The 13,042-nt window shown below is 43.6% G+C and carries 14 protein-coding genes and 1 pseudogene; 13 read left to right on the top strand and 2 right to left on the bottom strand.

The window, feature by feature from the left end:
• The first annotated feature begins 52 nt into the window (after positions 1–52).
• The 3 genes from NLX78_RS00860 to NLX78_RS26645 all read left to right on the top strand — a co-directional run bounded on the left by NLX78_RS00860 (position 53) and on the right by NLX78_RS26645 (position 3,005).
• Entirely contained in the window at positions 53–955 is a 903-nt protein-coding gene (locus tag NLX78_RS00860) for a LysR family transcriptional regulator (protein WP_250261831.1), read from the top strand.
• 123 nt (positions 956–1,078) lie between these two features.
• On the top strand, positions 1,079–2,218 hold the full coding sequence (locus NLX78_RS00865; RefSeq protein ID WP_025719664.1) for a 5-methyltetrahydropteroyltriglutamate--homocysteine S-methyltransferase: 1,140 nt from the start codon (positions 1,079–1,081) through the stop codon (positions 2,216–2,218).
• A 301-nt stretch (positions 2,219–2,519) separates the two neighbouring features.
• A complete protein-coding gene (locus NLX78_RS26645; protein WP_367987443.1) occupies positions 2,520–3,005 on the top strand; it encodes a DUF1036 domain-containing protein in 486 nt (161 codons plus the stop codon).
• A 204-nt stretch (positions 3,006–3,209) separates the two neighbouring features.
• On the opposite strand, the gene NLX78_RS00870 is transcribed toward NLX78_RS26645, so the two are convergent.
• Positions 3,210–3,548 (bottom strand): helix-turn-helix domain-containing protein, encoded by a 339-nt coding sequence (locus NLX78_RS00870; protein WP_254349538.1) that lies wholly within the window; start codon positions 3,546–3,548, stop codon positions 3,210–3,212.
• Positions 3,549–3,939: 391 nt separating this feature from the next.
• On the opposite strand from NLX78_RS00870, the gene NLX78_RS00875 reads away from it, so the two are divergent.
• The 3 genes from NLX78_RS00875 to NLX78_RS00885 all read left to right on the top strand — a co-directional run bounded on the left by NLX78_RS00875 (position 3,940) and on the right by NLX78_RS00885 (position 5,036).
• Positions 3,940–4,167 carry a hypothetical protein gene (locus NLX78_RS00875; RefSeq protein WP_254349390.1) on the top strand — a complete coding sequence of 76 codons (228 nt, stop codon included), beginning with the start codon at positions 3,940–3,942 and terminating at the stop codon, positions 4,165–4,167.
• A gap of 100 nt (positions 4,168–4,267) precedes the next feature.
• Positions 4,268–4,366, top strand: a complete 99-nt coding sequence (locus tag NLX78_RS00880) for a hypothetical protein (RefSeq protein WP_014599622.1) — start codon at positions 4,268–4,270, stop codon at positions 4,364–4,366.
• Between the two features lie 220 nt (positions 4,367–4,586).
• The gene (locus tag NLX78_RS00885; RefSeq protein WP_254349391.1) at positions 4,587–5,036 is read left to right on the top strand and encodes a DUF6386 family protein; all 450 of its coding nucleotides are present in this window, start codon (positions 4,587–4,589) and stop codon (positions 5,034–5,036) included.
• Between the two features lie 129 nt (positions 5,037–5,165).
• Here the strand turns inward: NLX78_RS00885 and NLX78_RS00890 are convergent, their stop codons facing one another.
• Positions 5,166–6,296, bottom strand: a complete 1,131-nt coding sequence (locus tag NLX78_RS00890; protein WP_254349392.1) for a phosphodiester glycosidase family protein — start codon at positions 6,294–6,296, stop codon at positions 5,166–5,168.
• 132 nt (positions 6,297–6,428) lie between these two features.
• Between NLX78_RS00890 and NLX78_RS26420 the strand changes: the two genes are divergently transcribed.
• From NLX78_RS26420 to NLX78_RS00920, 7 genes and pseudogenes are all read left to right on the top strand, one after another.
• Positions 6,429–6,554: a hypothetical protein gene (locus tag NLX78_RS26420; RefSeq protein ID WP_302057235.1), complete on the top strand. Its 126-nt coding sequence runs from the start codon at positions 6,429–6,431 to the stop codon at positions 6,552–6,554.
• Positions 6,555–6,556: 2 nt separating this feature from the next.
• On the top strand, positions 6,557–6,901 hold the full coding sequence (locus NLX78_RS00895; RefSeq protein ID WP_254349393.1) for a DUF7716 domain-containing protein: 345 nt from the start codon (positions 6,557–6,559) through the stop codon (positions 6,899–6,901).
• A gap of 51 nt (positions 6,902–6,952) precedes the next feature.
• Positions 6,953–8,262 (top strand): annotated as a pseudogene (locus tag NLX78_RS00900) (WD40 repeat domain-containing protein).
• A gap of 155 nt (positions 8,263–8,417) precedes the next feature.
• Entirely contained in the window at positions 8,418–9,041 is a 624-nt protein-coding gene (locus NLX78_RS00905; RefSeq protein WP_061828644.1) for an SMI1/KNR4 family protein, read from the top strand.
• 180 nt (positions 9,042–9,221) lie between these two features.
• Positions 9,222–11,102 carry a molecular chaperone HtpG gene (gene htpG, locus NLX78_RS00910; protein WP_254349394.1) on the top strand — a complete coding sequence of 627 codons (1,881 nt, stop codon included), beginning with the start codon at positions 9,222–9,224 and terminating at the stop codon, positions 11,100–11,102.
• A 157-nt stretch (positions 11,103–11,259) separates the two neighbouring features.
• Positions 11,260–11,520, top strand: a complete 261-nt coding sequence (locus tag NLX78_RS00915) for a bacteriocin immunity protein (RefSeq protein ID WP_250261824.1) — start codon at positions 11,260–11,262, stop codon at positions 11,518–11,520.
• Between the two features lie 315 nt (positions 11,521–11,835).
• The gene (locus NLX78_RS00920; protein ID WP_013309649.1) at positions 11,836–13,035 is read left to right on the top strand and encodes a saccharopine dehydrogenase family protein; all 1,200 of its coding nucleotides are present in this window, start codon (positions 11,836–11,838) and stop codon (positions 13,033–13,035) included.
• Positions 13,036–13,042: the final 7 nt, after the last annotated feature.

The following is a 13,042-nucleotide window of genomic DNA, read 5'->3' on the forward strand; positions in this document are numbered from 1 at the left end:
GTGATCGTGTATTATATAATAGAAGAAACACAAACGGAAAGGACATCATGCATTGACTTTACAACAATTAAAATATGTCATTGAGGTTGCCAATCGCGGTTCCATGAATGAGGCGGCAAAGCGGTTGTTCATTTCCCAGCCCAGTCTGTCGAACGCGATTCGTGATCTGGAGGAAGAAATTCATATCACCATTTTTGAGCGTACCAATAAGGGGATTTCTTTGTCCAAGGAAGGCGTGGAATTCCTCGGTTATGCACGTCAGGTCGTTGAGCAGGCGGAGCTGCTGGAAAGTCGCTATCTGGATGCCAAGCCTTCACCACAGCATTTTGCTGTGTCCACGCAGCATTACGCTTTTGCTGTAAATGCATTCGTAAATCTGGTAAATCAATATGGTCAAGAAGAGTATGAATTGGCTTTGCGAGAGACCAAAACCCATGAAATCATACAGGATGTCAAAAGCCTGCGCAGTGAGATCGGAATCCTGTATCTGAACGAATTTAACGCCAAGGTCATTAACAAGCTGCTAAAAGATGCGAATCTGCAATTCAACAGCCTGTTTACGGCTAAACCACATATTTTTATCAGTGCCAATAATCCGCTATCCCGACAGTCTATCGTGACCATTGACCAGCTTCATCCGTATCCGTATTTGTCCTTTGAGCAAGGAGAGTACAATTCCTTTCACTTTTCCGAGGAGATTCTCAGTACGTTATCGCATCCCAAAAGCATTCGCGTCCATGACCGGGCTACCCTTTTTAATCTGCTCATTGGCTTGAACGGCTATACGATTTCTACCGGGGTGATCAGTGCGGATCTGAACGGTAACGATATTATTTCCGTCCCTCTGGAATGTGATGAGTCTATTAATGTGGGATGGATTTGCCATAAAAACGCTGCGCTCTCCAAGCTGGCCACCGTCTATGTAGAAGCGCTGCATGAGGCGATAGGGGGATAATAGGTTGGGTATAGCCTTAGGCTATAACTAGCTATAGTTTATTGGAGTTACCTTATAACTGAATATGTATGTTATCTTTCTTACAAGAACTTCACTATAGAAGCGAAAAAGGAGATAACCCTAATGAGCAGCATCCTTGATAATGCATCCCAACGTAAAGTGACCCCTTTTAGACACGATATGGTCGGCAGCTTTCTGCGCCCGCAAGCGATTAAAGACGCCAGAATTCAATTTCAAAATAATGAAATCTCTGCGGACGAGCTGAGAAAGATTGAAGATAACGAAATTATCAAGCTAGTGGAAAAGCAAAAATCCGTAGGACTTCAAGCCGTGACGGACGGTGAATTCAGACGCTCCTGGTGGCATCTTGATTTTATGTGGGGTCTGGACGGTGTGGAAAAGGTACAGCTTTCGAACGGCTACCAATTCCAAGGTGTGGAAACAAGAGCGGAAACCGCACGCTTGTCCGGTAAAATCGGACATTCCCGTCATCCTTTCATTGAAGATTTCAAATTCCTGAAGCAAGTAGCAGGTGAGGATGCGATTGCGCGCCAAACGATCCCGGCACCTGCGCAATTCCTGGCCGAGCTGTTGCGCGGAGAGAATAAAGAAACAACCGACACGTATTACAGCAATCTGGATGAACTGGTGACGGATATCGCCAAAGCCTACAAATCCGTGATTCAAGCGTTGTACAATGAGGGCTGCCGCAGCTTGCAACTGGATGATTGCACATGGGGGATGCTCTGTGATAAAAACTATTGGGAAGCTAGACAGCATGCAGGTGAAAATGTGGAAGATACCAAAAAGCTGTTTGCCCGTGTGAATCAGGAAACGGTGAAGGATCTTCCAGCCGATTTGGTCGTAACGACCCACGTATGCCGTGGTAACTACCATTCCACCTGGGCATCTTCTGGCGGCTATGAGCCTGTAGCAGAAACCCTGTTCGGCATCGACAACATCGACGGCTACTATCTCGAATTCGATACCGACCGTGCAGGTGATTTCACACCGCTTAAGCATCTGAAAGATCAAAAGCAGGTCGTACTGGGCCTCGTTTCCTCCAAAACAGGTGAACTTGAAGACAAGCAGACGGTCATTAACCGCATTAAGGAAGCGACTCAATTCGTCGACATCAACCACATCTGCCTCAGCCCACAATGCGGCTTTGCTTCGACAGAAGAGGGCAATATTTTGACAGAAGAGCAGCAGTGGAAAAAGCTTGCTTTCATTAAAGAGATCGCGGACGAGATTTGGAAGTAAGGTTTGGTTTAGGGGAATTGAAAGGTTCTATTAGTTAAAGATATTTTATTGAAAAACACGTCATATATGGACGTGTTTTTTGATCTTTACAAGATTAGGTGGGGGTTTTCTTTTGATTGAATTCCATAACATAAACAACATGTCATATGGTTTCGCCAAACTGATGGCGGGAAACTCTAAAAAAGCATAATTTCTGAATATCCTAAAAAAGGTTAAGACTCTTTTATGTTTGTCCACTTCCTTTTTACAACTCTTGCATACAATGGATTGTAGAATGGTATTAAGAGGGAGTGACAAAAAAATGAGTCTTTATTTTCGAAACAGCACCAATTCTACCGTACAGGTAGCCATATTCTATCACGCGAGTAGGTGTGGGTTTGTCTTTGTGGGACAAACTGGTATATTGTCTACCTGGTACCGTTTGGCGCCTGGTCAAACGAGGGAAGTTGTTACTGGCAACGTAGGGGATAGAACAATATATTATTACGCTGAGAGCGTATCAAGAAATCTTGTATGGTCAGGTAGTTTCCCCATACATGTTCCTAATTATAGTTTCAATGGATGTTGGATCTGGAATATTAATGGGAATCTATGCAATAATTGCAGAAGAGTTGGTTTTAAAACACTTAACATCCAACGCGGTTTCGTGAACTTTACAGTCAACCTTATTACAAATAATGCTCAAAGAAAAACGAAGCTAAAAAATGTTCGTATGGTATTGCCCACAAAAAGGGTAAAAAGAAAATCTAAATTGAATGACCGCAAGAAACTACCTAGAAGCCAATAATTTCCTAATGGATGGGAATCCTTTGTGATTTCGTATTCAATTCAGTTCGCGCTTTTATATAAGAAACTTGAAATTAAGTTAATAGTGGATATATATATATTATTTTAATTTTCGATAGGGTATTGAACTTACGTAAAACAATAGTGCAATAGGAACTGCCCTGTTAACTAAAGGTGGCTCCTTTATTTTTGCTAAAAAATCCTTTTAATTTGTAATCTCCCGTATCACATTCCTCGCCAAGCGTACTTTCTCTGGACTCGATTTTTGGAGTATTTTTATGATTTCTTGTATATCAGTTTCATGTTTTGTAACCTTAATATCCTCATTAACATAAGCGAAAAGCTGAATCAAATTAACATCCAGTGCATTAGCAATTTTAGCTATATTTATTAAAGATACGTTTTTTTCTCCACGCTCAATCTGCCCTATGTATGAAAAATGGAATCCGCCTTTTTCCCCAAGCGACTCCTGAGACAATCCTTTTTCTTTTCGTAAAGCACGTATTCTGGCACCCACTAATTTGAGAACTTCTTTATCTTCCATCATCCACACCTCACTATTCTAAAAGTGTAGACAAGATATCCAAATGAAAACATTGAATAATGAATACAATAAATAATAATAATATCTATAAGTATTATTTTAGAGTATAATAAGACTAATATTGAAATTCTCTGGAGGAATAGAAATGAAAGAAGCTCCTTCTACCTTTATTCCAAGTCCCACTCAACCGTCCAGACCCTCACAACACCTACATAATTCAATAACGGATTTTCACACTCTATCCCAATACCACATGAAACTAGCCCAAATCCTGTACAAGCACAATCAAGTCCAATGCTGCATTATCCTATGTGACTGGGCTTTGACCTCCATGTTAAAAGCACTATATATGAAAGAAAACGACAGCCTTTTCCCTCCCGGATTCCTATCCATGACTGATCTGCTGCACTTATTACATACCGAAACCAACCCGGGGTTGGATGTTGTCGTATTTATAGGCACCACTCAATTTCTTTCATCCCAGTTAGAAACCCCGCTCCTTCAAAAGATGAAGCACAAGGATTTGAGCAGGCTATTGCGAAGAACGGACGACATTCTCTGCCAGTTGTCATCCAGAGTCATTAGCGATCTATCTCAAACGTATCAGTCCATTTTCTGAGTAGTCCTTCCATGGCAAATAAACTTGCCGATTCGCCCTGTCGTTATCCGCTTTTCTTCATACGATAAGAGTAAGCTTTAACGCAAGGAGGGATTCAGACATGGGTGAAGTAGGTTACGGTGGAGCATGGACATCCACAGGAGCGATTTTGGTATTGTTCATTTTGTTGGTAATTATTACTAAGTCTTTTCTGATCTAACAGCAGGTTAGCATCGCTTAAATCCACAAATCGGCCTTCTTTCACGACATCGTGAGGGAGGGCTTTTTATGCAGAATAGGTGTTAGCCCAACATGTTGTCTGGCCCTGCAAGCATTGTTATACTTTACATACAGGGAGATTTTCCCTCAAATATATGGCAATACGGATAGCGTAAGACGTGGAAAAACAGAAATTCGCTGACCAAAATCAGGAGGATCGCATGATGAATACGGCAAGCAGTCCATTTCAATTTACAACAGACACGGCGACTCTTTGCTTATTTGATAGGCAAGCTCTTAAGCACCGTTTGGACGATGATCCGGATTGGTGGTCCATCGAAGAGGACGAGCTAGGCGAGTTGAACAAAGGAAATGTAGCTTTTTTGAATCTGGGAGCCGACGGGACCTATGAGGTTTTGATGACAGATCATATCGACAAGCCTACTGTGCGGCTGTTTTTGAAGGTTCCCTCAGGCAACCTATTTATTGGAGCAGGGGAGGAAGCCACAAGTGGTGGACTGGAGCCTGAATGCGTATGGGGAGGGACGTTCCTTTCTGTACAACCGGGATTTTATGAATGCTTGGCGAGCAGAGAAGACAATCGTATTTATCTTTCTTTAAAAAAAGGAAGCGAAGGCAGCAATAGCTTTACAGGTCTGATTCGATTGTAGGTTGTAGGCAACCCGTAACGGCCCATACAAGCCGCCTGAACAGGTGGAGGCCGGACAACCTAAACTGGGGAAATAGAAAAAAGGCTATCCCCACGGCTTACACATCCGTGAAGACAGCCCTTTATCTGTCTATTGATACTTTACAATAATGGCATTGCTGATTTGGCGGCCGGGTGTGGTGAGGTAGGAGCCGTTGTAATACAGCCCGCTGGAAGCACCGCCGTCCAGATTCATGGCCTGATAAGCGCCAGCCTGCTTCATCATTTGGGCGAGCTGCGGTATAGTCGCTCCACTTGTGGTCAGGAGGATCAGCTTATGATCCCGACTCATCCCGAGTGCGCTGCGGGCGCCGCCGCCTGTTAATATTTTAGGGTCCTTGAAGCCTTCGGCTTTGACATTTAGGGAAACCTGACCGTTCGTGACCAGACGAGGCCCGGCTTGAAGGGCACCTTCGACACTGCCTTGGCTTAACCGTTGTTCGAAGGCAGAACCCGACACCAGCTCAGCTAAATGATTAGTATCGTAGGTGAAGACCGTTCGTTGGTCGCCGGAGCTTTTTTTCAACATCTTTCCGTGACTGACCAGATAGCCGTAAGGCGTTTTGTAAGAGCTTTTGGTATAGGCATCAAAGAATGTACCATTGATGGCTACAACCGCTTGGTTACGTTTGGCGAGACTACTTAAGTCTTCCACTTTACCAATGGAATCGCCTGCCAGTGCCACGTCCAGGCTTACCTTGGGATGGAGCATAGAGATGGTGACCACCTTAGCGGAAAATGTACGAGACCCGACCTTGAAGCTTTTATGAGCTGTCGTAATGGGTGTAGTGTTTCCGGGTAGCTTGCCAGTATGTACCGGAAGCGTGACGGACGTTGCACCTTGCTTAATGCGTACAGCTGAGGTTTCCTTTTGCCATGAAACTTGCAGGTTTAGATATTGACTGATGAACTGCAAGGGGACATAGGTCGAACCGTTATCGGTAAAAGGAGCATTTTGCAAATGGACCGTTTGATCATTCACTTTGGCAGTAGATTTCCCGGCAAATAGGGTGATCCGAGTATTGCCTTGCGCAATTTCTATTTTTTTGTCCGCTGCCGTTAAATTGAATGTGATCCCTTCATAGCTGTTCAGAAGACGAAGCGGGATGAAGGAGTGGTTACTCTGGTCCACATAGACCAGCATAGGTGCTGGGGCAGCAGCGTAGATCGGGGATACCAGTAATAGCAAGGACAGGATAACAAGTGCGGTGATTCTTTTCATGAATAGATCAATCTCCTTATGTAGTCTTGACACTTTACGAGGTGCTTGTAATTATATCGGGTTTTATAAGTTGTAAATGTATGTTATGCGAATTTTGAGTGTTTAGCTGATATAGGAAGCGGGAGGTTGGAGATGAGCAGGTATGAGACAAGACTTGAGGATTACCGTCGCAGAGAGCGCCCGTCTTATCATGTATTTGAAGGATTGCAGGAATTGTGCGTAGCGTGGGGCAACTGCATAATAACTGGTTATATGTGAATGTGGATCAATGGGATCAAGACCCTGTTCACACACCGATTTATTATTGGGATGAGCATTGGCTAGAGGAATGTGCAGAGGAGGGTACAGTCGTAACCAACGAACAGGACGAGTATATTCCCAAGTGGGTGCCGGATCGTCAGGTTCAAACCTGGTTTGAGTTGGCGACCTTCGAAAGTATTGTGGAAGTCCTTAAGGCTGCTGGACAGCCAGTGACGCTTCAGATGGTGATTATAGCGGTAAAATACTATGACAAACGAGATGCCTTTCTGGATTATGAAGAGGTGAAGGCAGTGACAGACCTGTGGTCTGTGCTGACAAAGGTGAGAAACCACCTAACAGAATGAACAAAGCCTGTAGAACAAACAGGGCATACATACACTGGATGGGAGAAGCAAATGAGTTGGTTGAATCATGAAATGGCAGCAAAGTGGCGACAGGAAGGAAAAAGGTATGCCGCAGATGTGAATGAATTTGTCAGAGTCGGCAGGAAAGTGAATGGCAGCAGGAGCAATCAGAGCCAAACCAGGACGAACGCCCCAAATGGCCAAAGATATTTTTCGTATGATTCAGGAGGCGAATCAGGCTGGTGAAATGGAGCAGTTACGTCGAGAGATTCCAGCCGCGTCTTGGCCGCTTACACCAGCGTTCGAGGAGGCTTTGCAAGCCGTTAGGCCGATAGCTTTTGTGAATGGAGGCAATGAAGTCATTCTACATGCGGGCAATCCTCGGGAACGTGGGACGATCTATGTGACGGGAAAAGATAGAATCTTGCAAATCCCCGGACTGCATCGAGTAGGCTGTTCGCCGGACGGGACTTAATTTGCGTTGGTGGATGGACAGGGGATTCGGATTGTTCGTCAACCGGACTTAAATCTGCAAGGAGAAGCGACAGCACACTTTCAGTGGAAGGATATACAAGGCCGCTTAAAAGCATCCATTCCTGATCTGGAGTGCTTGGGAGATGAGGAGCATCCTGAAGATATATTAGATGAAGTGATTCCGTTTGGCGATGGACAGCGACTTCTGTTGGTTTGCGGTTACGGCGTTTATTTGCTGGCTGGTGATCAGGTGGATTTGATCCATCCCAAGGCGTCTGAACGAAGAAAACTAGAGTTGGAAGACACGATTGTGGATATGGCCCATGGAGCTGTGTCGAGGGATGGACGTTGGATTGCTTACGGTAGCCAGATGAGTGAGCATATGCTTATGGATCTGTCTGATAAGACGTTGCATACATTGGAGCCAAGTTCTAGTTATCCGCATTATGCTCTATTTGCCAAAGATGATCTGAACGTCTGGTACAATGCCTGTCATTTCTACAACGGTGCCACCATTCAAGTGTCGATTGCTGAGGTGGAGCAGGGTCTTGCTCAGAATAAGGAAGAATGGCCGATGATGAATGAAGAAATGCGAGTATACGCTGCAACAGCGCTGACACAAGGATCTATTTTGGGTGATGCCTACGGTTATCTCCGTCTGATTGACAGGGAGGGCCGTGAACTTTGGCGCTATTTTGTCGGCAGTACGATATCCGGGCTGGCAGCTACACCTGATGAAAGTATGTTGGCGGTTGGAACGTATGGCGGTATGCTTCATTTGATTGATTTGCAGAGCGGCACGAAGGACGAATATAGCATTGGCCGCGCCAATTCACGAGACAGCGCGTTGGGTGATCTGGCGGAACTATGAGCCCTTGCGCTGGTAATACTAATATTCCGCAAATGGTGATAAAAGCAAGTTCTGATAAGCTGAACTTAAAAAGTGTAGCAGCACATGATTACAATGCTATTTTCAGATAGAGGGCATTTGGCATTAACCCATGATGCAAAATGTGAATAGAAAGGAAAGAGGTGTGAGGACATGGACAAGAAAGCGGATATTCGTACATCCATGAAGGAACTATTTGCTCAGATGGATGAAGCCTTTTTTATGGATGTGGAAGAAAATGTACCGATGGAAATGCGTGATGGGAATGTTGACGAGGAGGGATGGATCAAGTGGAAGCCTCTCCTTTCACAGATTACTGAACAGGAAGTTCGGGAGATGGAGGAAAAATACCATTTTGAGCTGCCGCCCCTGTTGAGGAGTTTTATCATGTCCTACCATTATGTATCTTTACAATTCGATAATGAGTCCATCCCGGGAGTATACTGGAGCGATTGTACGTTTGTTGAGTTCCCACGTCTGCCTGTAGGTCAAGGCTTAAAGGCATTTTATGATTTGCTTGATCAATGGTCACCTCTTCTGTCAGCAGGCTACATTCCTTTTGCAATAGCAGAGGACGACCAGGGTCCCGTTTGTTTAAATGCAGGCAGCAGACATAAGGACGGCGATTATCCTATTGTTTGGTTCTTTCATGAGGACCTACAGCATTTGAATGAGGATGAGCTGCGGATCAGGAGTAATCTGCTTCCCCATGTACAGGGGCTGTTTCCATCTTCTGTCGAAATGTTTAACGTGATGTTTAAGCACATTAGACACTAGCGATTTCCTGAAATGTAATTTTAATGTTTAGTCGACCGAGATATTGACATAAAAAATGAGGAATGATATAAAAAAGGTAGGCTAGCACTCGAATGATGGGAGTGCTAACAAAGTTGAATCGTTTGCATAGCTCATATCCGCTGGCCTTACATAGGTTCATATTTGAAAGGAGATATCCGAATGGAGAAAAAACAGTTTCAGGCTGAGTCCAAGCGTCTGCTCGAAATGATGATTAACTCGATTTACACGCAAAAGGAAATTTTCCTAAGAGAGCTGATCTCCAATGCAAGTGATGCGATTGACAAAATTTATTACAAAGCATTGACGGATGATCAACTGGTCTTTGACAAAGAAAATTATTATATCAAAGTAACTGCCGATAAGGATAACAGAACGCTAACCCTGCGTGATACCGGGATTGGTATGACCAAGGAAGAACTAGAAAATAACCTGGGTGTTATTGCTAAAAGTGGTTCATTGGCATTCAAAAATGAAAATGAATCCAAGGATGGTCATGACATCATCGGTCAATTCGGCGTTGGTTTCTATTCAGCTTTCATGGTGGCCGATGTGGTTACAGTGACTACCAAGGCTTTGGGAAGCGATACTGCATATAAATGGGAATCCACAGGTGCAGACGGGTATACCATTGAGGCAGCTGAGAAGGACGAGGTCGGAACAGAGATAGTTCTGAAAATCAAGGCAAACACCGAAGATGAGTCCTACGATGAATATTTGGACGAGTACCGTTTAAAAGCACTGATTAAAAAATACTCCGACTTTATCCGCTATCCGATTAAAATGGATATTACAGGCAAGCGTCTGAAAGAGGGAAGCGACAACGAGTTCGAGGATTACGAAGAAGAACAGCGTATTAACAGCATGGTTCCTATCTGGAGAAAAAACAAAAGCGAGCTGACCGACGAGGATTATCAAAATTTCTACGCGGAAAAACGCTATGGCTACGACAAGCCGCTCCAGCATATCCACGTCAGTGCGGATGGCGCGGTAGTGTACCAAGCTATTCTGTTTATTCCTGAAAATATTCCGTTTGATTTCTACTCCAAGGAATATGAAAAAGGGCTGGAGTTGTATGCTAACGGTGTGCTGATTATGGAAAAATCTCCTGACCTGCTGCCGGATTATTTTAGCTTTGTCAAAGGTATGGTCGACTCCGAAAGCCTGTCGCTCAACATTTCCAGAGAAATGCTGCAGCATGACCGTCAGCTGAAGCTGATTGCTAAAAATATCGAAAGCAAAATCAAAGGCCAATTGCTGACCTTGCTCAAAAATGACCGGGAGAAATATGATCAATTCTACAAATCATTTGGCAGACAATTAAAATTTGGTGTCTACAACGATTACGGCAGACATAAAGAAACTCTCCAGGATCTGCTCATGTTCTACTCTTCTACAGAGAAAAAGCAGGTTACTTTGGACGAATACGTATCGCGTATGCCAGAGGATCAGAAGTATATTTATTACGCTTCCGGGGAGTCCAATGAGCGTATTGAAAAACTGCCGCAAACCGAAATGGTGGCTGACAAAGGCTACGAAATTCTGTATTTCACCGATGATATTGATGAGTTCGCTATTAAAATGCTCTTAAGCTACAAAGAAAAAGAATTTAAATCTGTATCGAGCGGCGATCTGGGCATTGAGCCTGACGAAAACGAGAAAGAATCAGAAGCAGAACAAAACGACAACAAAGAGCTGTTCGAGTACATGAAGGGCTTGCTGGAAGGCAAGGTATCCAGTGTTAAAGCCTCCAAGCGCTTGAAGACACATCCGGTATGTCTGTCCGCAGACGGTGAAGTGACGATTGAGATGGAAAAAATCTTGAACGCCATGCCTAATAACGCCGATGTCAAAGCGAATAAAGTGCTGGAAATCAACGTAAACCATGCGGTGTTCAACTCTTTGAAAGAAGCTTTTGACAAGGATAAGGAGAAGGTAAACCTCTATACGGCATTACTGTATAATCAGGCTTTGCTGATCGAAGGTTTGCCACTGCAAGATCCGGTTGAATTCACGAACGATATTTGCAAAATCATGGTTTAACAAGCTTTATTACTGTATAGAGCCGTTCCCATACTGGGGGCGGCTTTATTTATTATAAACACTTCTTAAATCTCCATAATAGGTCATATAGCGCTTACAGAAGAAGGGATGGGCCCACACAATGCCGATCATACTCAATACAAAGGAGGGCAATTATATGAGTCTGGATAGAGATAGAAAGGAACTCCAAAATTTGGATCGAAGTGAGCTTATAGAGTTAGTGGAAAAAATCATCAGAGGTGAGGGAACAGAAGAGGAAATCGACAGCATGCTGACCATAGTGAAGCAAAATACGCCCCATCCGGGGATCAGTAATTTGATCTACTGGGATGACCGTGACTTGAGTGCAGCAGAGATCGTAGATGAGGCATTACGCTATCAGCCCATTATTTTACCACCCCATGAATCTTCTTCATAGGATGCGGAGGGGTGGTCTTTTGTTTAGAAATAAGATAGTATTAACTCTTTAGGACTATGAGCATTAGATTCAAAAAAACTTCCGTTAAATACGTGCTGACTTCCCTGGAGTGTATGGGGTAATGTTTGTTTTTTGCACACTTTACGGAGTTTTTATGCCTAATTTTGGGATTTGTAAAGTTTTTGTGACATGTTCCTGTGAATTTTGATACAGCAAATTGTCGTTTTTCTTGATTATTTGGTGGGATGTCTTTATAATCATTTTGTTTGCAAGAATGATTAGCGATTAGCGTATGGAATAAGGAGGTTATTTATTTTGGGAAAAGCATTGATTATTGGCGCCGGTGGCGTGGCCAGCGTTGTGGTGCATAAATGTTGCCAAAACCCAGATGTATTTGAAGAAATTTGTATCGCAAGCAGAACTGTTGAGAAATGCGATGCGCTTAAAGAGAAGCTGGGTGGAGGTCGTACGAAGATCCAAACGGCTCAGCTTGATGCTGACAACACCGACATGGTCATTGACTTGATTCGAAGCTTTCAACCGGATGTAGTTATCAATGTGGCTCTCCCTTATCAGGATTTGACGATAATGGATGCTTGCCTTGAGACAGGTGTTCATTACGTTGATACGGCGAACTATGAACCGCCGGATACGCCGAAGTTTGAATACAGCTGGCAATGGGCCTACAAAGAAAGATTCGAAAAAGCAGGAATTACAGCTCTGCTGGGCAGCGGTTTTGATCCAGGCGTAACTGGAGTATTTACGGCTTATGCTCAAAAGCACTACTTTGATGAAATTCATACGATTGATATTGTGGATGCGAATGCAGGGGACCACGGATATCCTTTTGCAACTAATTTTAATCCGGAAATCAATATTCGTGAAATTACGGCGAAGGGCCGTTACTTTGAAAACGGAGAATGGATTGAAACTGAGCCACTTTCTGAGAAAAAGGTATACGACCTTCCTGAAATTGGACCGAAAAATATATATCTTTTGTACCATGAAGAACTGGAATCTCTTGCAGTGAATATTAAAGGCGTGAAAAAAATCCGCTTCTGGATGACGTTCTCGGACAATTATCTGAATCATTTGAATGTACTTCAAAACGTAGGCATGACTTCGATCGAGCCTATTGATTACGAAGGACAACAAATCATTCCACTGCAATTCCTGAAAGCTATTTTGCCAGACCCGGCTTCTCTGGGACCAAGAACAAAAGGCAAAACGAACATTGGTTGCATCATCCAAGGTGTGAAAGATGGAAAACCAAAAACGTATTATGTTTACAATGTTTGTGATCATGAGGAATGTTATGCAGAGGTTGGCTCCCAAGCCATTTCTTACACAACTGGTGTTCCTGCCATGATCGGCGCAATGCTTATTATCAAAGGTATCTGGAAAAAACCAGGCGTTTACAACGTTGAGGAATTTGATCCAGATCCATTTATGGAAGCACTAAATAAACACGGATTGCCATGGCAAGAGAACTTTACGCCAACGTTGCTTGATTGAGGTCTGC

It is taken from the genome of Paenibacillus sp. Lou8.1 (assembly GCF_024213565.1).
In the GTDB taxonomy this organism is placed as follows: Bacteria; Bacillota; Bacilli; order Paenibacillales; family Paenibacillaceae; genus Paenibacillus; species Paenibacillus polymyxa_B.